The 24,194-nt window shown below is 48.7% G+C and carries 17 protein-coding genes, 1 pseudogene and 1 riboswitch; of the genes and pseudogenes, 7 read left to right on the forward strand and 11 right to left on the reverse strand.

Annotated elements, in window-relative coordinates; genetic code table 11:
* Window positions 1-276: 276 nt before the first annotated feature.
* Window positions 277-1,245: pseudogene (locus tag QUF14_RS13610) on the forward strand (ADP-ribosylglycohydrolase family protein); the annotation flags it as partial.
* Window positions 1,242-2,207: a carbohydrate kinase family protein gene (locus QUF14_RS13615; protein WP_000011961.1), complete on the forward strand. Its 966-nt coding sequence runs from the start codon at window positions 1,242-1,244 to the stop codon at window positions 2,205-2,207. The pseudogene QUF14_RS13610 and the gene QUF14_RS13615, both read left to right, overlap by 4 nt.
* On the opposite strand, the gene QUF14_RS13620 is transcribed toward QUF14_RS13615, so the two are convergent.
* The 5 genes from QUF14_RS13620 to rcnR all read right to left on the reverse strand — a co-directional run bounded on the left by QUF14_RS13620 (window position 2,181) and on the right by rcnR (window position 5,945).
* Window positions 2,181-2,927: a GntR family transcriptional regulator gene (locus QUF14_RS13620; RefSeq protein WP_000434034.1), complete on the reverse strand. Its 747-nt coding sequence runs from the start codon at window positions 2,925-2,927 to the stop codon at window positions 2,181-2,183. The genes QUF14_RS13615 and QUF14_RS13620 overlap by 27 nt on opposite strands.
* A gap of 51 nt (window positions 2,928-2,978) precedes the next feature.
* Window positions 2,979-3,797 (reverse strand): glycoside hydrolase family 25 protein, encoded by an 819-nt coding sequence (locus QUF14_RS13625; protein WP_024212180.1) that lies wholly within the window; start codon window positions 3,795-3,797, stop codon window positions 2,979-2,981.
* A gap of 67 nt (window positions 3,798-3,864) precedes the next feature.
* A complete protein-coding gene (gene thiD / locus QUF14_RS13630) occupies window positions 3,865-4,665 on the reverse strand; it encodes a bifunctional hydroxymethylpyrimidine kinase/phosphomethylpyrimidine kinase (protein WP_000822263.1) in 801 nt (266 codons plus the stop codon).
* Window positions 4,662-5,450: a hydroxyethylthiazole kinase gene (gene thiM / locus QUF14_RS13635; RefSeq protein ID WP_001195626.1), complete on the reverse strand. Its 789-nt coding sequence runs from the start codon at window positions 5,448-5,450 to the stop codon at window positions 4,662-4,664. The genes thiD and thiM overlap by 4 nt, the downstream gene beginning before the upstream one ends.
* Before the next feature lie 34 nt (window positions 5,451-5,484).
* A riboswitch (TPP riboswitch) is annotated at window positions 5,485-5,581 on the reverse strand.
* A 91-nt stretch (window positions 5,582-5,672) separates the two neighbouring features.
* Window positions 5,673-5,945 (reverse strand): Ni(II)/Co(II)-binding transcriptional repressor RcnR, encoded by a 273-nt coding sequence (gene rcnR, locus QUF14_RS13640; protein ID WP_000019944.1) that lies wholly within the window; start codon window positions 5,943-5,945, stop codon window positions 5,673-5,675.
* A gap of 120 nt (window positions 5,946-6,065) precedes the next feature.
* On the opposite strand from rcnR, the gene rcnA reads away from it, so the two are divergent.
* Window positions 6,066-6,887 (forward strand): nickel/cobalt efflux protein RcnA, encoded by an 822-nt coding sequence (gene rcnA, locus QUF14_RS13645; RefSeq protein ID WP_000134588.1) that lies wholly within the window; start codon window positions 6,066-6,068, stop codon window positions 6,885-6,887.
* Between the two features lie 204 nt (window positions 6,888-7,091).
* Window positions 7,092-7,430, forward strand: a complete 339-nt coding sequence (gene rcnB / locus QUF14_RS13650) for a Ni(II)/Co(II) efflux transporter accessory subunit RcnB (RefSeq protein ID WP_000153074.1) — start codon at window positions 7,092-7,094, stop codon at window positions 7,428-7,430.
* 81 nt (window positions 7,431-7,511) lie between these two features.
* Here the strand turns inward: rcnB and QUF14_RS13655 are convergent, their stop codons facing one another.
* The 6 genes from QUF14_RS13655 to apbC all read right to left on the reverse strand — a co-directional run bounded on the left by QUF14_RS13655 (window position 7,512) and on the right by apbC (window position 14,304).
* The gene (locus QUF14_RS13655; protein WP_000702207.1) at window positions 7,512-8,546 is read right to left on the reverse strand and encodes a putative fimbrial-like adhesin protein; all 1,035 of its coding nucleotides are present in this window, start codon (window positions 8,544-8,546) and stop codon (window positions 7,512-7,514) included.
* 15 nt (window positions 8,547-8,561) lie between these two features.
* Window positions 8,562-11,042 carry a fimbrial biogenesis outer membrane usher protein gene (locus QUF14_RS13660; RefSeq protein ID WP_000945418.1) on the reverse strand — a complete coding sequence of 827 codons (2,481 nt, stop codon included), beginning with the start codon at window positions 11,040-11,042 and terminating at the stop codon, window positions 8,562-8,564.
* A 15-nt stretch (window positions 11,043-11,057) separates the two neighbouring features.
* Window positions 11,058-11,732, reverse strand: a complete 675-nt coding sequence (locus QUF14_RS13665) for a fimbria/pilus periplasmic chaperone (protein WP_000677345.1) — start codon at window positions 11,730-11,732, stop codon at window positions 11,058-11,060.
* A gap of 80 nt (window positions 11,733-11,812) precedes the next feature.
* Window positions 11,813-12,355, reverse strand: coding sequence for a fimbrial protein (locus QUF14_RS13670; RefSeq protein ID WP_000830466.1), 543 nt, complete (start codon window positions 12,353-12,355; stop codon window positions 11,813-11,815).
* Window positions 12,356-12,650: 295 nt separating this feature from the next.
* Window positions 12,651-12,932: a YehE family protein gene (locus tag QUF14_RS13675; protein WP_001046488.1), complete on the reverse strand. Its 282-nt coding sequence runs from the start codon at window positions 12,930-12,932 to the stop codon at window positions 12,651-12,653.
* 262 nt (window positions 12,933-13,194) lie between these two features.
* Window positions 13,195-14,304 (reverse strand): iron-sulfur cluster carrier protein ApbC, encoded by a 1,110-nt coding sequence (gene apbC, locus QUF14_RS13680; protein WP_001005448.1) that lies wholly within the window; start codon window positions 14,302-14,304, stop codon window positions 13,195-13,197.
* A 131-nt stretch (window positions 14,305-14,435) separates the two neighbouring features.
* Between apbC and metG the strand changes: the two genes are divergently transcribed.
* The 3 genes from metG to QUF14_RS13695 all read left to right on the forward strand — a co-directional run bounded on the left by metG (window position 14,436) and on the right by QUF14_RS13695 (window position 24,194).
* The gene (metG, locus tag QUF14_RS13685; RefSeq protein ID WP_024211933.1) at window positions 14,436-16,469 is read left to right on the forward strand and encodes a methionine--tRNA ligase; all 2,034 of its coding nucleotides are present in this window, start codon (window positions 14,436-14,438) and stop codon (window positions 16,467-16,469) included.
* Between the two features lie 141 nt (window positions 16,470-16,610).
* Complete coding sequence (locus QUF14_RS13690; RefSeq protein WP_000844407.1) at window positions 16,611-20,432, forward strand: DUF4132 domain-containing protein; 3,822 nt, start codon at window positions 16,611-16,613, stop codon at window positions 20,430-20,432.
* A gap of 12 nt (window positions 20,433-20,444) precedes the next feature.
* On the forward strand, window positions 20,445-24,194 hold the full coding sequence (locus tag QUF14_RS13695; protein WP_000860765.1) for a DUF4132 domain-containing protein: 3,750 nt from the start codon (window positions 20,445-20,447) through the stop codon (window positions 24,192-24,194).

Here is a 24,194-nt window from a genome sequence, read left to right on the forward strand (position 1 = left end):
ATCAGCAATAACCACAACAAAACCGAACACACAGATGAGAACAAATTGAGGAAAACGGGTAAGGATAAAACACTTTTTTAAAAGCATTTAAAACCCGTTAAGTTTGTAGCAGAACCAGATCAAAAGCGCCCAGAAAAAAGCGCAAAAAAAAGCGTTTTTGGTCATTTCTCACAAATCCGCCCAGAATCACACTAAATCACCACACCCCGCGCCACACAAGGCTTGCTGGTTCTACCAGGCTGCACTAAGTCCGCCCAGAATTGATCACTACCCCACAAGGCGTTAGGGGATGCGATGGGGATGCCCTCCGAGCTTTGGCCACGCAGCCGCGTTAAAGCACACTTTGGCTGGATTGACCGTTTTCTGCCTGGACCAAAGGAGAATAACGCGGCCTGTTATTTTAACCGCGCCGAATTTACCGACGATACCTCAATGGCTCTTTGCCTGGCTGATGCGTTACTGGAACGTGAAGGCGAGATCGATCCGGATCTGATTGGGCGTAATATTCTCGACTGGGCGCTGCGTTTCAACGCCTTTAACAAAAACGTGCTTGGCCCAACTTCGAAGATTGCGCTTAACGCCATTCGCGACGGTAAACCCGTTGCTGAACTGGAAAACAATGGCGTGACCAACGGCGCAGCGATGCGCGTCTCGCCATTAGGTTGTTTGCTTCCGGCGCGCGATGTTGATTCCTTTATTGATGATGTGGCGCTGGCGTCCAGCCCGACCCATAAATCCGATCTGGCGGTGGCAGGTGCAGTAGTCATCGCATGGGCGATTTCCCGTGCCATTGACGGAGAAAGCTGGTCAGCGATTGTTGATTCTCTACCCTCGATTGCGCGACATGCACAGCAAAAACGCATCACTACCTTCAGCGCCTCACTGGCAGCACGTCTGGAGATTGCGCTGAAAATTGTGCGCAATGCCGACGGCACCGAATCCGCCAGCGAACAGCTGTATCAGGTGGTTGGGGCAGGTACCAGTACTATTGAGTCCGTTCCGTGCGCCATTGCGCTGGTTGAACTGGCACAAACCGACCCGAACCGTTGCGCCATCCTGTGCGCTAACCTTGGCGGCGACACAGACACCATCGGCGCTATGGCGACGGCGATTTGCGGCGCATTGCATGGCGTTAACGCTATCGATCCTGCGTTTAAGACGGAGCTGGATGCGGTAAATCAGCTTGATTTTAATCATTATGCCACGGCGCTGGCAAAGTATCGCCAACAACGGGAGGCGGTATGAGCGGCGCTCGATTACACACGCTGCTGCCTGAATTAACCACGCGTCAGCCGGTGATAGTCGTCGGCGCGGCGGTCATTGATGTGATCGCCGACGCTTATGCCCTCCCCTGGCGTGGGTGCGATATCGAACTGAAACAGCAGAGCGTTAACGTTGGCGGCTGTGCACTGAATATTGCCGTGGCATTAAAGCGTCTCGGCATCGAAGCGGGTAATGCCTTGCCACTCGGTCAGGGCGTGTGGGCGGAGATTATTCGCAACCGGATGGCAAAAGAGGGCTTAATCAGCCTGATCGATAACGCCGAAGGTGATAACGGCTGGTGTCTGGCGCTGGTTGAGCCGGATGGCGAACGCACTTTTATGTCATTCAGCGGTGTGGAAAATCAGTGGAATCGCGAATGGTTGGCGCGATTAACCGTTGCGCCTGGCAGCCTGCTCTATTTTTCCGGTTATCAACTGGCCTCGCCCTGCGGTGAATTGTTAGTGGAATGGCTGGAGAGTCTGCAAGACGTGACGCCGTTCATCGATTTTGGCCCACGTATTGGCGATATCCCGGATGCATTACTGGCGCGGATCATGGCCTGTCGACCTTTAGTGTCACTCAATCGTCAAGAGGCTGAGATTGCCGCCGAACGTTTTGCTTTATCCGCAGAGATAACAACACTTGGCAAGCAATGGCAGGAGAAATTTGCCGCGCCGTTGATCGTTCGTCTGGATAAAGAAGGCGCATGGTATTTCAGCAATAACGCTTCTGGCTGCATCCCGGCATTTCCAACGCAAGTTGTAGACACCATTGGGGCGGGCGACAGTCATGCCGGTGGCGTACTTGCCGGGCTGGCCTCTGGTCTGCCACTGCCGGGTGCCGTATTGCTGGGCAATGCAGTGGCGTCGTGGGTTGTCGGGCATCGCGGCGGTGATTGCGCGCCAACCCGCGAGGAACTACTCCTCACACACAAAAACGTATAGATCACTGCGACAGTGGCTGATGCTGTACTCAATAGGCCGTTGCTGTTGGTCAAGCGCCACTTGCTTGATCACCAGCACCGGTATTTTACTATCTAATTGAATATGTGACTGAAACTCGGCATCCGGCATCCGGGCGCTAACGCGGGAACGGGTACGCTTTGGAAAAATATGCTGACTGCGGAAGTAGTCATAAAGAGAGATTCCGATGGCATCAACATCATGAATTAAATGCGCCGGAACCCACGACTCCTCAATAGAGACCGCTTCTTCATCAACATAGCGAATACGCTTAAGCAAAAAGACATCACTACCCGCTTCGACCGCCAGTTGCTGCGCGACTTCTTCGGGACATTTCACGACACGCTTGTTAACCCATAGCGTATCGGGCTTTTTCCCGCGCAACACCACCTGCTGAGAAAATCCTCGCGCTTCTTTTAACGAGTATTCAAAGATGTTATTAATCTGCGTGCCGTAGCCGCGCGAACGTGTCACCACGCCCTCTTCTTCCAGCGCCTGCATCGCCTTGCGCACCGTAATACGCGAAACGCCGGTTAACTGACTTAAATCGCGCTCGCCGGGTAAAATATTGCCATGTTCCAGCACCCCGCTGCGCACGGCATTTTTCACCGTTTCGGCAAACTTAATATAAAGCGGCGTGTTATCCGCCGCTAAAATACGTTCGTTCAGTTGGGCAATCAGCTGGGTATGCGCTTGTTCCATTTGTCTTTTTCCAGGCGATGAGTCTGGAGGGAGTATATCACTGCTTCTTATTTAAGGCGTTTCTTTAATCCCATCAACGAATCCCTGCAGCTCCTCCACCGTGCCATTAAACACATTAAAATCCACCGAGCCATTAATGCCATCCACCTGGCCACGGTCGGAATGTTGCCAGAAACGCCATGCCATGCCGTCATTGTCCGGACGACGTTGATAGTAGTGCGCAACCCACCACGGATACTCATTGAAATACCCCGCCAAATTCGTGTGATAAAACGTCGCGCCTGCATAAATAATCGGCTTTTTTCCTGTGCTTTTTTCGACCATTTTTAGCCACTGACTTACCCGCTTGCGTAATTCCTTCGCCGATAATTTTCCGCGCTCTTCTACGTCCAGCACAGCTGGGAGATCACCGTGGGCAAAATCCACCGTTTGCAGAAATAATCGCGCCTGAACTGAAGCGGATACCGACGGGGAAAAATAATGATACGCCCCACGCAACAGGCCATTTTGACGACTGTGACGCCAGTTACGCGAAAAATACGGGTCCACCAGCTTTTCGCCTTCCGTCGCCTTGATAAAGGCAAATTGCAAGCGAATACCGTTATCGCGCATTTTTGCCACCCGCTGCCAGTCGATCCGTGCCTGCCAGCGCGAAACATCTATTCCGTGAATGGTGTAACTGGCAGGAATACGAATAGAAAAAGATTTGACCGGGCGGTAACCATAAAAGTGAATATAGTCTTTGATCTGAACTGCTGTGGAATAGAAAAAATTAACCGTCTGGCTGGGATAAATCGCCACGATGGAAATTAGCCCAAGGGCACAACGTAAGGCGGTAAATCTTTTACGACTGGCAATCCATAGCTGCATTGGCTTCATCCCTGCATTTTCAGCACAAGCAGGCTGAAAAAAATCCAAAGCAGCTATATTACGGTGTTTACCACCAGGCGTGGAAGTGGTGAACCGGACCAATTCCGTGCCCCACTTCCAGCGTGTCGGCCTGCGCTAACGCAGCAGAAAGCCAGCTTTTTGCCTCCTGGACGGTGTCAGCCCAGTTTGTATGGCGCGGGCGTAGTGCAGCCAACGCCGCAGAGAGCGTACAACCAGTACCGTGGGTGTTTTGGGTCATAATGCGCGGTGCAGTAAACCGTTGTTCCCCCTCTCGGGTAAACAGCCAGTCCGGGCTTTGCTCATCATCCAGATGACCGCCTTTCATCAGCACTGCGCCACAGCCCATCGCTAACAGCGCTCGTCCTTGTTCCAGCATTTCCTGTTCGTTGCGCGCGTGTGGCGCGTCGAGCAAGGCGGCTGCTTCGGGCAAGTTTGGCGTTATTAATGAAACCTGTGGCAATAATCGACTGCGTAGCGTGGCAACTGCCGAAGGTGAAAGCAGCGGGTCGCCGCTTTTTGCCAGCATAACGGTGTCGAGTACCACGTTTTGGATCTGATAACGTTGCAACCGTTCTGCCACCGCTTCAACAATATCGGTTTCCGCCAACATACCGATTTTAGTGGTGTCGATTCGCACATCACTGAACACCGAATCGAGCTGGGCGGCGACAAAATCAGGCTCAATGCGATACACCGACTGTACGCCACGGGTATTTTGCGCCACCAGTGCAGTAATCACTGAGCAACCATAAGCGCCAAGTGCCGAGAAGGTTTTAAGATCGGCCTGAATCCCCGCACCACCACTCGGATCAGTACCGGCAATCGTCAGAGCGTTAATTCGTTTCACGCCTGCACCTCCTGCGTCAATTGCCAGAGCGCATCAAGAAAATGGGGAACAAAACTGCCTGGCCCCTCGCTACTGGCGACTGCGCGTTCTCCGGCTTGTTTCATCCAGTGACAGGCAGATGCGATATTTTCCAGCATATCGCCTGGTAATGCACAACAGGCAGCGACAACTGCCGATAATGCACAGCCAGTTCCTACCACTTTGGTCATTAACGGATTGCCGCCGTGAATGCCAACGGTGCGACGACCATCGGTAATATAATCCACCTCGCCAGTGACCACGACGATTGCGCCAGTTTCCCGTGCCAGTGTTTGTGCAGCAGGTATCGCGTTAGCCGCGGCGTCAGTGGTGTCCACTCCCCGTCCACCATTAGCAACGCCAGCTAATGCCATGATTTCCGAAGCATTACCACGTATCGCTGCCGGTTTAAAAGATAAAAGTTCATGACAAAAACGGCGACGATAATCGAGTGCGCCAACCGCGACCGGATCAAGCGTCCAGGGGGTTTGAGAGTGTGTTGCCTGTTCAACGGCAGCACGCATTGCCTGTGCGCGTGGCTGCGTCAGCGTGCCGACGTTAATTAGCAAGGCACTGGCGATAGCCGCAAATTGACTGGCCTCTTCTGCTTCGATAACCATCGCTGGCGATGCACCGAGCACCAGTAAAGTATTGGCAGTAAAGGTTTGCACCACATCATTGGTCATGCAATGCACAAGAGGAGAGTGTTGGTAAAAGAGGTTTAACGCGTGCGCTGATTGCGCGGAACTCAGCAGGTCGACTTGCATAGTTTGCTCCTGCCATAACGTGAAGAAGCAATAACCTGGTGGTCTGTGACTTCCCTACGCTGGCATTATCCAGATCAGGTGATACGGGTATTTCTCAGCCTTCACGCAGAAGGGCACCCCGAGTCGTTTGGTTGCGATGATGAATCGCAGAGATGGATGGTAATGTCCCGCGCACACGTTGTAAACGAGGAAAAACGGCGGGATTACAATAACGTTGTGAAATTATTTGATATATGAATCCAGCACCTTCAGAACGACATCCAGATCTTCTTCACGTTTTAGCTCATCCCCCTGGTGAACGATGTGTTCCGTCAGATGACCTTTAATCACTTCGCGCATCAGGCCGTTTACCGCGCCACGGATAGCAGCAATCTGTTGTAGAACAGCTGCGCATTCGTGCGGCTCGTCGAGCATTTTCTTGAGAGCCACGACCTGACCCTGAATCTTACTGGCACGCGCTTTCAGTTTCTGTTTATCACGGATTGTATGAGACATGGCAACACCTGGTTAACAAGAACATGAAAAATCATAGCACTATTATTCTACTGAGGGGTAGTATCAGGTACTAGGGGGGAGTAGAATCGGATTGCCGAATTAATACTAAGAATTATTATCATGACCGAATTTACCACTCTTCTTCAGCAAGGAAATGCCTGGTTCTTCATCCCCAGCGCCATCTTACTTGGTGCGCTTCATGGCCTGGAACCAGGGCACTCAAAAACGATGATGGCGGCGTTTATCATCGCCATCAAAGGCACCATTAAACAGGCGGTGATGCTCGGACTGGCAGCAACCATTTCGCATACCGCGGTGGTCTGGTTGATTGCCTTTGGCGGGATGGTGATCAGCAAACGTTTTACTGCACAATCGGCGGAACCGTGGCTCCAGTTGATTTCCGCGGTGATCATTATTGGCACCGCGTTCTGGATGTTCTGGCGTACCTGGCGCGGCGAACGCAACTGGCTGGAGAATATGCACGGGCATGATCATGAGTATCATCACGATCACGAAGATCACCACGACCATGGACATCATCACCATCACGAACATGGGGAGTATCAGGATGCTCATGCACGAGCCCATGCCAATGACATTAAACGACGCTTCGATGGTAGAGAGGTCACCAACTGGCAAATTTTGTTATTTGGCTTAACCGGTGGCCTTATCCCCTGCCCGGCAGCAATTACCGTGCTGTTGATTTGCATTCAGTTGAAAGCCCTGACACTGGGCGCAACACTGGTCGTCAGTTTCAGCATTGGCCTGGCGTTAACGCTAGTCACCGTAGGCGTTGGCGCAGCAATCAGCGTTCAGCAGGTCGCAAAACGCTGGAGCGGATTTAACACTCTCGCTAAACGTGCCCCTTATTTTTCCAGTCTGTTGATTGGCTTAGTTGGGGTGTATATGGGCGTGCATGGCTTTATGGGCATTATGCGATAGGCTGCATGTTATCTTCAGCCCAGGATGATTCTTAAATCAGCTATTTCCGCTGGCTCTCTGCTCGCTAAGGATGCTTTTAGGGCATCCTTTCATTTACACTTTTTACGAAATCATGGGATCACTAACAAAATATCGCTTGTCAGTTATATTGTATGGCAGGAAAGATATCCGACTGATATTACAGATCCCCAAAGTGGAGAGTTTATGACCATTAAAAATAAGATGTTGCTGGGTGTGCTTTTGCTGGTTACCAGTGCCGCCTGGGCCGCACCAGCCACCGCGGGTTCGACCAATACCTCGGGAATTTCTAAGTATGAGTTAAGCAGTTTCATTGCTGACTTTAAGCATTTCAAACCAGGCGATACCGTCCCAGAGATGTACCGCACCGATGAGTACAACATTAAGCAGTGGCAGTTACGTAACCTGCCCGCGCCTGATGCCGGGACGCACTGGACCTATATGGGTGGCGCGTACGTGTTGATCAGCGACACCGACGGTAAAATCATTAAAGCCTACGATGGTGAGATTTTTTATCATCGCTAAAAAAAGCCCCCTCATCATGAGGGGGAAATGCAGACACCTTGTTATTTTTTATTATTAGCCACTTGCTCGTCTTGCTTGTTATTAGTCGTATTTCACGTTGATTAATGCGGTTGCCTCCAGTGCGCCAGATTTAATTTTATTTGTATCGTAGACGTAGTAACTGGCAGTTATCGGAATTGAAACCGTTGTATCTGTAAGTTTTGACTTTGCCGCAATTTCTTTTAAATTTGTGTATTCTTTACTGCTGTTAGTGATATTTAAAAGTGTGACTGGAGAACCATTACTTTCAAGAATAAATCCTACGCCATTATCTTCCGCACCTTTCAGTATTGTGTTGCTGTTGGTTAACAAGTCAGAACTTGATAAATACACCTGCATTTTCCGTGATGTTTGATTTTGTTGACCTAATAAGTTTTTACAACGCAGAACAATATCCCCTTTGTTACTATTTATTGTTGCTTTGTTACCTGTAGCTGGTAATTGTGAAACGGGAATACTCTCTAAAGTAATTAATAAATCGTCCGGTTTGCAGGTTGTGGTTATCGGGTTGTATGACAATGTCAGATTAAAGGAATAGACACCTGCATTTTGTGCCAATGCATTTCTGTAGCTATTTACACATGCATCCCATGACTTGCCACCGAATAAACACAGTAAAAATTGTACTGCAGCACTCCCGCGTGTCGATGATGAAGCACTGGATAATGTCGCAACACCATTAATCATCACTGAACCGCCGCCCCCCGCAGAAACATTCACTTTTGCATTACTGGCCGCAGGTGTCACCGTTACCGAATAACCATTAGTGAAACTGGTCTGATTATTTGACAACGTGATGTTGTTTTTATTGGTCCATTCAAAATGTAAATTTAATTTAATGGTATCGTTATACAGCCCAACAATAATATCCGATGAATTCATGGGAGTGATGGTATTTGTACTCACACATGATGAATCGTTGAAATTATGCTCATATGTCGCCGTTTGTGTTTGAGTAAGTGCAAAATCCCCCTGAACAATCAAATTGTGCTGAACAGATAACTCACTATAACATGCTGCATAGCTCACAGGCATAACCATCATCGTTAATATAAATAGCATTATGCGAATTTTCATAGAACCACCTGACTATTACTGGCAAATATAATTTCTACTTTCATCAATCTCTTTACCGAAGGTGATTGTGCATGAAAGCCCTTGTTGCTTATCAATTGCTACATTAACCGATGGCGGTACTTCATTGGTGCGAATAAATAACTGGCTTCCCTGGCCGACAACGCCAATATTGTGACCGTGGATATCATTGACTTCATAACCAAACGTTAATGGTTGCCCATCCGTTCTTAACGCTTTTATAAACCAGGGCTTGCGCTGATCGGTATCAAAATTAACCAGTACAACCGCGCCGCGAAAAGGGGCGGCAATGTTCCGGTTGCCACGTAATTCTGCTTCGCTATCGCTTTGCGACACATCCAGCATCAGGTGATTTTCCCGATAAGGTGTCATTCCATCGTATACCACCACTCCATTACGGTTTGTTGTGCGATATTTTTGCCCATTGACATAAGCATCTTTAATTCCTGGCGCATTCATCACAGCAAACGTTTCGGAAAGACGGTTCGCCAGATTAACGCCACCCGACCAGGCGACAATGCCCCCTGAAAGACTGGCTCCAGCCTGTCGATAAGTACTCGACTGACTATAACTGCCATTCACCGTTGCCACCGGCGCGTTCCAGGTTAAATTCGCTCCAGCTGTCGTTTCATTTCCCTGATGCTGATGACTTAAGTTGACCCCATAGTTAAATTGATCCCGGCTTCCAACGGTTCCCGATAATCCCGTATTATTTGAGGCAAAACCCTGATCATCAAACGTCGTTGAGTTAGACATATATATTTGCCGACGAGGCGTCGTAACGTCATCACCCCAATCAAAGGGAATCGATATAAAAATATTAAAACGTTTCTCTTCATGATGATTCTCGTCATAAGCCTGGCTTGCCGCGAGGGTATAGCTTATCCGTCGCAGGTTGTTGGAATAACTCAACTGATAATCCTTACTGCTGCCGCTACGCCCCCAGTAATCTCGCCATAACGTACTTAAGGACACAGAACCCCAGCCTTCTGGCAATGACTGGCTCATATTGGCAGAAAAGCTATTTTTACGGCCAAAATCGTTCTGGTAATAATCGGCAATGTCATAGATATCGTTTTCATCACGGCGATAATTATCTTTATTGTTTGCCCAAACGTGATCGTTAAATGTCCGGTAATCACGCGACGAATAACGCCAGGCCGCCAGACCAAAACGCGTCGACGTTTGGCTCACAAATTTGTTGTAGGCAATTTGATAACTTTGCCCGTCAAACACATCGCCGTTGTCTTGTTTACTATGCGACTTCGTGGCATCGACGGAAATGGCACCAATGCGTGTATTCCAGCCAGTCCCCAAAGTGAACGCGTAATAATTATTCGCGACCATCGATCCGCCATACAGCGTCAATAAGTTATTAAAACCATACTGATAACCCGCCTGAACAAAATCACTTTGTTTGCTCGCCCCTTCAATATGGCTACGACCTGCCGCAAAATCATATTTCGACACGCCGGGTTGCAGCATATTCGGCACTGCTGCATAAGGCACCAGATAGGTGGTTACCGAACCGTCCGCCTCTTTCACGCTGACATCAAGATCTGCTCCACCACCGGCCAACTGCAAATCTGTAATCGCAAACGGGCCAGGAGGAACCTCTTTCTGATAAACCACAAAACCGTTCTGTTCAATAGTTACCAGCGCGTTACTCTGAGCAATCCCCTGCACCCGTGGAGTAAAATTTTGTTTCGAGTTAGGCAACATCTGCATATCACGAAACAACCGCACACCGCTGAAGCGAACAGAATCAAAAATATCGCTTGATGTGTACATATCACCCACGCGAAGCGTGCCGAGAAGTTGGGCAAATCCACGTTCCAGATACAGGGTATTGCTTTTCCACACCTCTGGATTGCTATTTGTTTTACTGAAACTGGCATCAGAATGCAGTTGCCACCCCAGTAAATTTAACCCGCTGTTAAAACGTACATATGTACTCTTGCTATTACCCGACGCTTTATAGTCGCTGTAATACTGACTCACATAATAAGAGGTATAAAACGCATTAATACCCCGCTCCCAGTTTTCCGGTGGAACATAGCCACTTTCCAGTTCTTCCACCCACGCCTGCGGTACACTGAAATCGAGACGAAAAACTCCGATATCCCAGGTATAGCTCCCACCGTGAACAAGTTGCTCAAATGTTAAACATTGCTTACCGCTGGCAAAGTTATCGGTATTAATGCCTAACCGCTTGATAATTTCCCTTGATAAACATGTCTCTTGCGGGTTGTCTTTTACAATAATCTCATATTTCCCGCGCCATTGCTTATTGACATAAATATCGATGTCATACTGCCCCGGCAAGGGTTGATTATCATCAAGACGAATATTTGCAACCTGCTGGTCTTTCATTCCACCTATCATAAAATGGGTATCAAAGGTTTCTTCAGCTGCATAAGCTTCAATGCCGAGCAATAACGCTACGATTGCTGATGCAAGTGGGGTCATTCTCAACATAGGCAGCTCCTGTAATTAAATTTTGTCACTAATATAGTTGCCATGGTCATCGATAATGGTCAGATACCAGTTATTCGCATTATTACTTTTGACATTAATACTCTGACTTTCTAAGGGGGCAATCATAATAGTTTCATAATTGACTTTGACATTATTAGCTTTGACATCCGAAATCGTTACCCAATTTGCTGAGTCATTTTTTATCACCAATCCATTGCCACTGCGATTTACCAGTAACTTTTTAAATGTCGCTTTATTTACCGGTGCAATACCCGCAGGCCGGTAAAACAATTTGATTCTGTTTTGCATTGCAAATTTCAGTGCATTCTTGCTCTCTTGCTCTGGACTATTTGGTGGAATATCCAGAACATTCAGATAAAAAATGCTCTCTTTATTAGTGGGCAGTTTATTCGACATAATTTTGATTTTTACTTGCTGCCCGGAATTTGCCCCTATTTTTGCCACTGGTGGCGTTAACATGAAAGGAACCTGAATTTTTTCAGGTGGTAACGACGTATCGCCATCATCAATCCACGCCTGCAGCAGCGAAGAACGGTTTCCCTGGTTCATCAACTGCACCATCACTTCTTTATTTTCTGCCGGGTAAATAATGCGCGTCCCGTAGATAACAATTCCGGCATGCGCAGGAAGGACCATAGAAGAAATGAGTAAAGCTAATAATCCTTTCATCTTAATGCCTCTTAAATTAAAAGGCCGCCATGGGGATAGCGGCCATGTTTATTACCTGGAGAAATTTGAAATTTTATTTATTAATCCTGCGCCACACGCATAACCAGAGAAGATAACACATCACCTGATTGCACTGAATTATCTGTCAGCTTCAGGTATTTTGCTTTAAACGGAATAGCATATTCACCTTCCGCTGTTTTATAACTCTCAATGTTAAAAGGTGCAGAAACATCCAGGACATCGCTGTTATCACCTAAATAGAGATAGTACCCCACGGTATCGTTGCTACTGGCTATCGCCTTATCGTTTCCGGTTATTTTATCGTTGGTAATCAACGAGAGTTTTACACCAGCAACTTCTTTCGGACAGCTAATTTTTAACATGCTGCTGGTTACACCGACTGCATCATCATAGGTCGAGTATTTAGCTTTACCTTCAAAGACAGTGGTTGGTACAGTTGGCATATTAATACTTACTGAATCGCCACCCGCTTCGAATTTACACGGAGATTCTGCAATATTCCCTTTAATGGTTAATGTTCCGGTATCAACGTCTGCGGCAAATACCCCAGCGCTCATAAAAAAAGAAGAAAAGACAGCGGCAGCAATAATTGAACGTTTCATAATATGTTCCTTAATAAAATTTATTTTTTGGTTGTTAAGAGTCTGTATCTCTTGGAAACAAATTTCTCACATCAAAAAAGTTGCCGCAATGTAAACATATTGTTTTATTGATTTAAAACAAATTAACCAATGCAATATAAATACAACAAATACTTAAGCATATTAAATATTTATCACATCTATTAATTAATGCAGATTTTTTTAAATGGTATTATTAATATCAATAAAAAAGCTGAAATCATTCACACGAATGATTTCAGCTTTCTAAATCCGCTTAAAGAACCAGGGTGGCAAATTAATCGTAGCGATTTAACACGATTCGACGTTTGCTATCGCTACCTGCAACAACCACTTCTGTCGTCACACCTTTGACTGGCGAAGAAACCTGATGACGGGTATCAACATCATACGTTAACTGACCACAATGCTGTTGAGGTTGACCATTAACCATAGCCATACTGCATGTTGGGGGACTGATCCTGCCATTAATCGTTAATGTGGCAGTCTGTGAAGAGAACGCGGGAGAAGCCATTCCATAGGCAAGAAAAATAATTCCTGACAGCCAGTACTTATTCATTGGACGTTATCCCTGTAGTAAAGGTTATGCCTGGATAGAATGAGTGCATAACAAACTATAGCTGTACATCCACTACACAGCCACGAAGGATGATAATTAAGCATTGCCTGTACGATCAATCGACTTTATAGAGTTTCGGACGAAGGTCCGCAGAATATTCGCAGCATTAAATAAGTGTTCATTAATACGGCAAAAACAAATACACCGCATCAATGTAACATCTCTGCGGTGTACGAAAAACAACCAAAAAGGTTAATACGCGTCAGACCGCGCGGAAGGAAATCTCGCCAGGAATGACTTCTCCCTGCCAATAAAGCTGGGCTGCAACGCGGTCAGCCAGCTGGCGGTAGATAGCGGTAAATTCGCTCTCCGGACGGCTGATAACCGTTGGCGTGCCTTTATCGAGATCTTCACGTAAGGAGATGTGTAACGGCATCTGCCCCAGCAACTGCGTGTGGTATTTCTCGGCCAGTTTCTCTGCACCACCGGTACCGAAAATCGGTTCATGGTGACCACAGTTACTGCAAATATGCACGCTCATGTTCTCGACAATACCGAGCACCGGAACCTCGACTTTCTCGAACATCACAATGCCTTTTTTCGCATCGATCAACGCAATGTCCTGCGGGGTGGTGACCACTACCGCGCCAGTTACTGGAATGTTTTGTGCCAGTGTCAATTGAATGTCACCGGTGCCTGGCGGCATATCAAGCACCAGATAGTCGAGATCCGGCCACAAGGTTTCCTGCAACATCTGCATTAACGCCTTGCTCGCCATCGGACCACGCCACACCATCGCATTGTCGTCAGTGACCAGATAACCAATTGAATTGGTTGCCAGTCCATGAGACATAATCGGTGCCATATGGGTACCGTCCGGCGAAGTTGGACGCTGATTTTCTGCGCCCAGCATGGTGGGTATTGATGGGCCGTAGATATCGGCGTCCAGAATGCCGACTTTCGCCCCTTCCGCCGCCAGTGCCAGCGCCAGATTTACCGCCGTGGAGGATTTACCCACGCCGCCTTTACCGGAGCTGACCGCAATGATGTTCTTCACGCCGTTAATTCCCGGCTGATTCTTCACGCGTTTTAAGGTGGCGATATTGTGCGACAGTTTCCAGTCGATAGCTTTCGCCCCGGTGATGCGCAGCAGTTCAGCGCTACATTGCTCTTTTAACTCTTCGAACGCGCTATGCCAGACGAATGGCATAACCAGTTCCACATGCAACGTGTCGTCCATCCAGGCGACATGGTGCAACGCTTTCAGCGTGGTGAGGTTATGCTTCAGGGTTGGGTGCTGAAAATTGGCCAGTGTCCCGGCGACCATTGCGCGCAAGGCTTCTGGTGATTTGGCCTGGGATTGTTCGTTCATCCCGACTCCTTTTTTGTATAGATAAACCATCAGCTGATAGTTTACATGAAGAATATAGAGAAGTACTTACTTAACATTTTCCCATTTGGTACTATCTAACCCCTTTTCACTATTAAGAAGTAATGCCTACTATGACTCAAGTCGCGAAGAAAATTCTGGTGACGTGCGCACTGCCGTACGCTAACGGCTCAATCCACCTCGGCCATATGCTGGAGCACATCCAAGCTGATGTCTGGGTCCGTTACCAGCGAATGCGCGGCCACGAGGTCAACTTCATCTGCGCCGACGATGCCCACGGTACACCAATCATGCTGAAAGCTCAGCAGCTTGGTATCACTCCGGAGCAGATGATTGGCGAAATGAGTCAGGAGCATCAGACTGATTTCGCAGGCTTTAACATCAGCTATGACAACTATCACTCGACGCACAGTGAAGAGAACCGACAGTTGTCAGAACTTATCTATACTCGCCTGAAGGAAAACGGTTTTATTAAAAACCGCACCATCTCTCAACTGTACGATCCGGAAAAAGGCATGTTCCTGCCGGACCGTTTTGTAAAAGGCACCTGCCCGAAATGTAAATCCCCGGATCAATACGGCGATAACTGCGAAGTCTGCGGCGCGACCTACAGCCCGACTGAACTGATCGAGCCGAAATCGGTGGTTTCTGGCGCTACCCCGGTAATGCGTGATTCTGAACACTTCTTCTTTGATCTGCCCTCTTTCAGCGAAATGCTGCAGGCATGGACCCGCAGCGGTGCGTTGCAGGAGCAGGTGGCAAACAAAATGCAGGAGTGGTTTGAATCTGGCCTGCAACAATGGGATATCTCCCGCGACGCCCCTTACTTCGGTTTTGAAATTCCGAACGCGCCGGGCAAATATTTCTACGTCTGGCTGGACGCACCGATTGGCTACATGGGTTCTTTCAAGAATCTGTGTGACAAGCGCGGCGACAGCGTAAGCTTCGATGAATACTGGAAGAAAGACTCCACCGCCGAGCTGTACCACTTCATCGGTAAAGATATTGTTTACTTCCACAGCCTGTTCTGGCCTGCCATGTTGGAAGGTAGCAACTTCCGCAAGCCGACCAACCTGTTTGTTCACGGCTATGTAACGGTGAACGGCGCGAAGATGTCCAAGTCTCGCGGCACCTTTATTAAAGCCAGCACCTGGCTGAATCATTTTGACGCTGACAGCCTGCGTTACTACTACACTGCGAAACTCTCTTCGCGCATTGATGATATCGATCTCAACCTCGAGGATTTCGTCCAGCGCGTGAATGCCGATATCGTTAATAAGGTTGTAAACCTGGCATCCCGTAACGCGGGCTTTATCAACAAGCGTTTTGACGGCGTGTTGGCAAGCGAACTGGCTGACCCGCAGTTGTACAAAACCTTCACGGATGCCGCTGAAGTGATTGGTGAAGCATGGGAAAGCCGCGAATTTGGTAAAGCAGTGCGCGAAATTATGGCGCTGGCTGATCTGGCTAACCGCTATGTCGATGAACAGGCTCCGTGGGTGGTGGCGAAACAGGAAGGCCGCGATGCCGACCTGCAGGCAATTTGCTCGATGGGCATAAACCTGTTCCGCGTGCTGATGACTTACCTGAAGCCGGTACTGCCGAAACTGACCGAGCGTGCAGAAGCATTCCTCAATACGGAACTGACCTGGCATGGTATCCAGCAACCGCTGCTGGGCCATAAAGTGAATCCGTTCAAAGCACTGTATAACCGTATCGACATGAAACAGGTTGAAGCACTGGTGGAAGCGTCTAAAGAAGAAGTGAAAGCCACTACCGCACCAGTTACTGGCCCACTGGCAGATGATCCGATTCAGGAAACCATCACCTTTGACGACTTCGCTAAAGTTGACCTGCGCGTGGCGCTGATTGAAAACGCAGAGTTTGTTGAAGGTTCTGACAAACTGTTGCGCCTGACACTGGATCTCGGCGGTGAAAAACGCAATGTCTTCTCCGGCATTCGTTCTGCTTACCCGGATCCGCAGGCACTTATTGGTCGTCACACCATTATGGTGGCTAACCTGGCACCACGTAAAATGCGCTTCGGTATCTCCGAAGGCATGGTGATGGCTGCTGGTCCTGGCGGGAAAGATATCTTCCTGCTAAGCCCGGATGCCGGTGCTAAACCGGGTCATCAGGTGAAATAATCCCCCCTTCAAGGCGCTGCATCGACAGCGCCTTTTCTTTATGAATTCCTAAAGTTGTTTTCTTGTTTGTTCAACGCTCTTAATTTTTTACATTAACTGCTAGCATCCGCTTATAACTGGATATAAATACAGGGAACGCGGATGAAGAGTTATATCTATCAGGACGAAAAATCGCATAAATTCTGGGAGGTGGGGCAGCAAGGTAACGAGTTGCATATCAGTTGGGGAAAAGTTGGCACCCAAGGGCAAAGCCAGATAAAAAGCTTTGCGGATGCTGCGGCGGCGGAAAAAGCGGAACTGAAGCTTATCGCTGAGAAAACGAAAAAAGGCTATGTGGAAGACGCTTCGGCAAACGTGCATATCCCCCCCGTAACCAAAGTCACTCCTGACGTTGAAACTTCACCCGAGAGTAAAAACAAACGCCCATGGCTGGCTGATGATGCAGTCATTCCGCTAACCGACGATATTAACCGATTTGCTTTTCCACATCGCTCTCGCCCCAGAGATATCAATTATCTGCACAAAGATGGTCAAATATGGAAGCGCATCGCGAATAACACCAGGGCATATGACCCCGACAACAATTACCGTTCTTATCCAGAAAACTGGCAGCAGGCTTTTGCTGAGGTACAAATGCGAATTCTGGGTAATAAACAGACAGGGAGTGCGCAATCTGATGCGGCATTGCTCTGGAGTTTCTGGAATTCTTACTCTGCAGATGAACTGGTCGATGACTTAATCATTCGCTGTGGTCTGGAAACTACCGTTGAAATTGCCCTTCTCGCTCTTCAACTGAGATATAAACCAGTAAAAGCCGACGTCACCACCATTATTTCTCTTGATCTCAAAGCAGAATCGCTACCGAATTGGCATCAACGTCTATGTCATTATCTTTCACTCGCTTCAGAAGATGAGTGGCAACGCTGTGTAGATAAAGTACTCGCCGCAATTCCGACGCTATCCCCCGCACGGCAACCTTTTGCTGCATTACTGATCCCTGAACGCCCGGATATTGCCAATGCTATGGCGCTACATTATGCAGATCAAAACGTCCCGGCGATGACCTGGTTAAGACTGGTAGTAACCGATGATATAGCTCTGACTACAGCAGAAAAATACGACTTCCCACCGTTGTATCGTGATTTTCGCGCTTATCTGGCAATGTTGCTGGCAAATAATGGGGGGCGCGGTGTAAGCCGGATACTTACTGAGTTTGTGGAAGAGCATTCTGACAATCCCACTTATCTCTTCGAACGCATCAGCGAGACTGAAGATCTTGTCAAATGGCTATGGAAAACGAATCACCCGGATGCGATTCAAATTCTGATCCTCGGTGTAAATGGCAAGAAAAAGCACCTGGAATACTTAAGCAAAGCCTGCCAAAAACATCCCGCTGCGGCTATTGCCGCCTATGCTACTTTGCTGGCAATACATGAAGATGCACAGTGGCGCAACGCGCTTGTCAAACTGGTTACCGTCACGCCAGAGTTAGCACGCGACGTCGTTCCCTGGGTTAGTGCTAAAGCAGCAGGCATCTTATCTGAATGTCGTCCTCAGTCAGTAGCTAAAGAATGTGAGTATGCCACTGCGGATATGTTGCCAGAGCTGCTTGTTTCGCCGCCCTGGATGACTAAAGAGAAAAAGAAAAATTCGCCGGTGTTTGATCTTCCTGTACTGCCAGTTCCTTCTGTTTCGGATATCACTCCAGAGATAACAAAAACAATCACACGTTCTTTCTCCGTAGCCCACTTTCAGCAAATAGCCCAACAGCAGGCAACAAAACAAACATTGTTTACGGACCTGCCGGCGATGAAAAAAGTTAGCTGGGAGGCAAACTTCGTATCACTAACGCCAGAGCAGCAAATTCTATGGCATCTGGGTTTTGATGAATGGATGAAAGGTGAAGTCGAAGGAATGTACGAAAAAATTCCGGCTCCCCAAAGCGCCATCGATGCCCTGCTTCGATTCGACTTTCCGGCGCTGAAAGATGAATTTACACGTTATCACAACCAACACAGCGATCACTGGCATTCCTGGAATGCCTGGCACATTTATGCCCTCTGTTACTTACCAGGTAAGCAGTCTATTGAATTTCTCAACAAGATTATCAATGAAGAGAGATTCAAAGGGGAATTGGATATTCTGGCAATTTTTGGTAGCGCAGCCATTCCTGCATTTATGACCTGCCTGCAACGTGAACCACAACGGTTGTGGATATTCACCCTCTTCCTTGGTGTCAGTGAACTGGCATTGCCAATGGCGCAACGACTTCAGAAAAAAATGTCTTATGACGATGCGCGAAACTGGCTGACTGATTACCCGCGCCATGCCGCCGCCGGACTGCTTCCTGTAGCACTGGGTAAACACTGCCAAAATCGGGAATATGCCCGCCAGGCGCTCCGCCTGCTGGTGAATTTAAACCAGCGAGAAACGATTGAGGAAATCGCCCGGGAGTATAACCAACCTGATGTTTTAGCTGCGCTGGCAACATTGTTCGATAGCGATCCGCTGGAAGAATATCCCGCAAAAATCGCCCCACTGCCCGGCTTTTATCAGTTCACCTTATGGCGCAGACCACGGCTTAAAAGTAACAATCTGCCTCTGTCCGATGACGCTATGCGCCACCTGGGCACTATGTTGAGCTTCCCTCGCGACATTACCGCCTACGCTGGACTGGATATCATTAGAGAAATCTTCACCCGGGAATCACTGGCTGACTTTGGCTGGGATCTCTACACGGCATGGATGGAATCTGGCGCTCCCGCAAAAGAAAACTGGGCATTTACCTCGCTGGGGCTTTTAGGCAATGACGACACCGCGCGTAAACTAACCCCGCTTATCCGGGCCTGGCCGGGTGAATCCCAGCATAAACGTGCGGTTTCTGGGCTGGATGTGTTAGCCAGTATCGGTAGCGATATTGCGCTGATGCTGCTTAATGGCATTGCACATAAAATTAAATTCAAAGCATTGCAGGAACATGCCCGCGACAAAATCAATATGGTCGCCGAAAATCGCGGATTGACAATGACCGAACTGGAAGACCGCCTGGCTCCAGATTTAGGGCTTGATATCAACGGCTCGCTGATACTTGATTTCGGCCCACGTCAATTTACCGTTGGTTTTGACGAAACCTTAAAACCTGTAGTGCGCGATGCATACGGCAAACTCCTGAAAGATTTACCCAAACCAAATCAGAGCGATGATAAAACACTGGCAACTGACGCCGTTAACCTCTTCAAACAATTGAAGAAAGATGTGCGCGCCATTGCCAGTCAGCAGATTAATCGTCTGGAGCAGGCTATGTGCCAGCGCAGACGCTGGACGGCAGAACAGTTCCGCCTGTTTCTGGTGGAGCATCCGCTGGTACGTCACTTAACCCGACGGCTGTTATGGGGGGTATATACTGAGGAAAACACGCTGATTGCCTGCTTCCGGGTCGCAGAAGACAGCACTTACAGCGATGCGCAGGATGAGTTATTCACGCTGCCAGCAGGAAACATCGGTATACCGCATGTGCTGGAAATCCCCCCTGAATCCGCCGCTGCATTCAGGCAAATTTACGTTGATTACGAACTGCTTCCCCCTTTCCAACAGCTCGAACGTGGTAGTTACCACCTTGCTGATAACGAACGTAATGTCCATGAATTGTCACGCTGGGACGGACGTCTCTGCCAGGCCGGACGCATTGTAGGGCTGGAACGCAGAGGCTGGCAACGTCTGGAAGAAAGCGGCAGCGTCTATGCGATGCGCAAATCTACCCCTTATGGCGCTCTCGAACTTGAAACAGAACCTTTTTCATTAATTTATGGCGAAACGGGGTATAGCGACCAGCTGCCTGTCGAAAGCGTAAAAATCACCGCCCCTTATGATCGCTATGGTAAGCAATCCTCACCCACTTTCTCCGTGCTCGACGACATCACCGCCAGCGAGCTGATTAACGACATTGAATCACTGTTTAATTAAAAGGAATTAGCAATGAAAACCTATATTTATCAGGATGAAAAATCACATAAATTCTGGGCGGTGGAGCAGCAGGGAAACGAGCTGCATATTAGTTGGGGCAAAGTCAGTACCAACGGGCAAAGCCAGGTAAAAAGCTTTGCTGATGCTGCAGCGGCGGAAAAAGCGGAACTGAGGCTGATTGCGGAGAAGATGAAGAAGGGGTATGCGGAAGAATTATCTTCGCCATCCCAGCCCGCAATCAAAATAGAAACGGTCGAAGTAGATACAACTGGCGTGGCAGAAACCACAGTCTTATTTGACCAAAGTATGGTTGTTGAAGCTGCTGAGACACCATGCCCGTGGCTGGCAGATGATTCCACTATCCATTTATCAGAGAAAAAGTCTCTGGAGGCCTTACCTTCCCGACGTTTTCCTGGGGATGCTGTAAGCAAACCACAAGACAGCCTCCTTCTGAATTTAGGCCAGAATATTCATAATCTATCAGGAAAATTAACAACATACGATTTCAGTGCATGTTCTGCTAACTGGCAGCAGAATATCAATGAAGCTCTCGCTAATGGTCCACTTTCTCCTGCTGCGTTGGCTGTACAGGTTGTTCTGGTTTCGCGTAAATTCTGGGGCGAATGCCCTGAACTCATGGATGAAATTGTCTATGTCTATGGACTAGAATTTGCCGTGGATATGTTTATTGCCATGCAATATATCTCGTTCGATTGCACTTATCACAGAACAAGCATACACATTACTTTTCAGCCATTATTAAACCATGCACATTGTGTTACCCCCTTTGACGTTCGACTGCGTAAGCATTTGGCTCTAGCAGAAGAAACTTTGTGGCAACGCTGTGTAGATAAATTCATTACAGCTTTGCCTGATATTCCTCCCATTCAACAACCGATGGTAGCGCTAATGCTACCGGAACGCCCGGAGATTGCAGAAGAAGTCGCACGACGGTTACTGAAGCAGAAAAATGTTCAAACTGTTGAATGGTTGAAACTTGTTGTACAAGAATCTTCCTTGCTCAAAGCACTGGAATCTTATTGCGCGTACGACCTTTTTAATGACTATTACCATGGTTGCATCTGGAATGTCACCGTTTTGCAGGAGCAAGGGATTGCCGGAATCGCTCGCTTCGCCCCCTATGCTTATGCTGATCTTTGCGGAAGCATTCTCGAAGAGATCAATCACCCACAAGCATTAATGCTACTTATACGTGTGTCTGGCAAAACTAAACGCTGCCATGAACGAATGACTAAGGCTTGCGCTGCGTTCCCACACACGGCACTGGCGGCACTGGCGGAACTTCTTGCGCAAAAAGAAGAGAATAGTTGGCGCATTATGCTGATGACGATGCTTATCTCGCAACCGGCACTGGCAGAACAGGTCATTCCCTGGCTTTCGACACCCGCAGCTGCAGTGCTGAAATCATGCCAGCAACAACTGACACAGCCCTCAAACCATGCCAGCACCGATCTACTGCCGGCCATATTAGTCTCACCGCCCTGGCTTTCGAGAAAGAAAAAATCTGTAATGCCGGTATTGGATTTAACGCCATTACCGCTGGAGTCATGCTGCACATTGACCGAGACGGCAGAAAAAGAGATTCATGCAAGGCATCGCTGGCACGCACATCAAATAGACATCGGCCAAAAAGAGGATATTCAGAACTACCTGGCACGTCTGGGTTTCAATCGCTGGAATAATGGCCAGTATATGAAAGCGTCTGATGCTGTTGTAGAACTCTGGCAGAGGGGAGATTATTCTGCGCTGATCAGCGAATTTAAAACCTTCTGGCACTCCTATCAACGGGAATGGCAGCTTTACATGTTAGCCGCCCTGCCTATCGAAAAAACAGCGCAGGCGTGGAATGTCCTCAGCAAAGAGCCACACGTCGGTGTCGAGTTTGTCATGACGCACCTGCAACTCGCTGGGTTACAGGGTTTTATTCACTCCTTTTCACGCTATCCACAAGAAGCTCTGCCTGTAGCACAATATTTTGCGGCTATCGAATTAGCGCCACTGATCGCCCGCGCCTTCAACAAACTCAAAACCCTACGACAAGACGCCCGTAGCTGGCTGCTGAAATACCCGGAACACGCCATTACCGGCCTGCTGCCCGCGGCGCTCGGCAAAGCCGGTGAAGCGCAGGACAACGCCCGCGCTGCCTTGCGTATGCTTACAGAAAACGGTCATCAGCCATTATTGCAAGAAATCGCCCGGCGTTATAACCAGCCGGAAGTAACAGACGCGGTGAACGCTCTGCTAGCGCTCGATCCCTTAGATAATCACCCGACAAAAATCCCCACTCTTCCGGCCTTTTATCAGCCATCGCTCTGGACGCGCCCGGTATTAAAAGCAAACGCCCAATCACTGCCAGATAGCGCCCTCCTCCACCTCGGTGAAATGCTCCGCTTCCCTCAGGAAGAGGCTCTGTATGCGGGATTATTACAGGTGAAAGACGCCTGTACTGCCGACTCACTGGCTGAGTTTGCCTGGGATCTGTTTACCGCCTGGCAGACCGCTGGCGCACCGTCGAAAGAAAGCTGGGCGTTCACTGCGTTAGGTGTTCTCGGCAACGATGACACCGCCCGCAAACTGACGCCATTAATCCGCGCCTGGCCTGGTGAATCCCAGCATAAACGTGCCACCGTCGGGCTTGATATCCTCGCCGCTATCGGCAGCGATATCGCCCTGATGCAGCTTAACGGCATTGCTCAGAAACTGAAATTCAAAGCATTACAGGAGCGGGCAAAAGAAAAAATTGCCGACATTGCCGAAAGCCGCGAACTCACAGTGGCAGAACTTGAAGATCGCTTAGCGCCCGATCTCGGTCTGGATGATAACGGTTCGCTGCTGCTGGATTTCGGGCCACGGCAGTTCACCGTCAGCTTTGATGAAACCTTAAAACCGTTTGTGCGTGATGCTTCCGGCAGCCGCCTGAAAGACTTGCCTAAACCGAACAAAAGCGATGATGAAACCCAAGCGAACGATGCAGTTAACCGCTACAAACTGCTGAAAAAAGATGCGCGTACCGTCGCCGCCCAGCAGGTAGCAAGGCTGGAATCCGCCATGTGCCTGCGCCGCCGCTGGTCGCCGGAAAACTTCCAGCTATTCCTGGTTGAGCATCCGCTGGTTCGCCACTTAACCCGCCGTCTGATTTGGGGCGTTTATAGCACCGAAAACGAGCTACTGGCCTGTTTCCGGGTGGCAGAAGATAACAGCTACAGCACCGCTGACGATGATCTTTTCACCCTGCCGGAAGGCGATATCTCTGTTGGCATTCCTCACGTTCTGGAAATATCACCGACGGATGCTGCCGCCTTTGGTCAGCTTTTTGCCGACTACGAGCTGCTACCGCCGTTCCGCCAGCTCGACCGCAACAGTTATGCCCTGACTGAAGTCGAACGCAACACCAGCGAACTAACCCGCTGGGCAGGTAGAAAATGCCCGAGCGGTCGGGTTATGGGGCTGTCGAATAAAGGCTGGGTGCGTGGTGAACCGCAAGACGGAGGCTGGATCGGCTGGATGATCAAACCTCTGGGCCGCTGGTCATTAATCATGGAAATCGATGAAGGATTTGCAGTTGGTATGTCGCCAGCCGAACTCAGTGCCGAGCAACTCTTAAGCAAGCTGTGGCTATGGGAAGGCAAAGCAGAAAGCTATGGCTGGGGGATTAATTCAACACAGGAAGCGCAGTTCTCCGCACTCGATGACATCACCGCTAGCGAGTTAATTAACGACATCGAAGTCCTGTTTGAATAA

Source organism: Escherichia sp. HH091_1A (genome assembly GCF_030295175.1).
Lineage (GTDB): Bacteria > Pseudomonadota > Gammaproteobacteria > Enterobacterales > Enterobacteriaceae > Escherichia > Escherichia coli_F.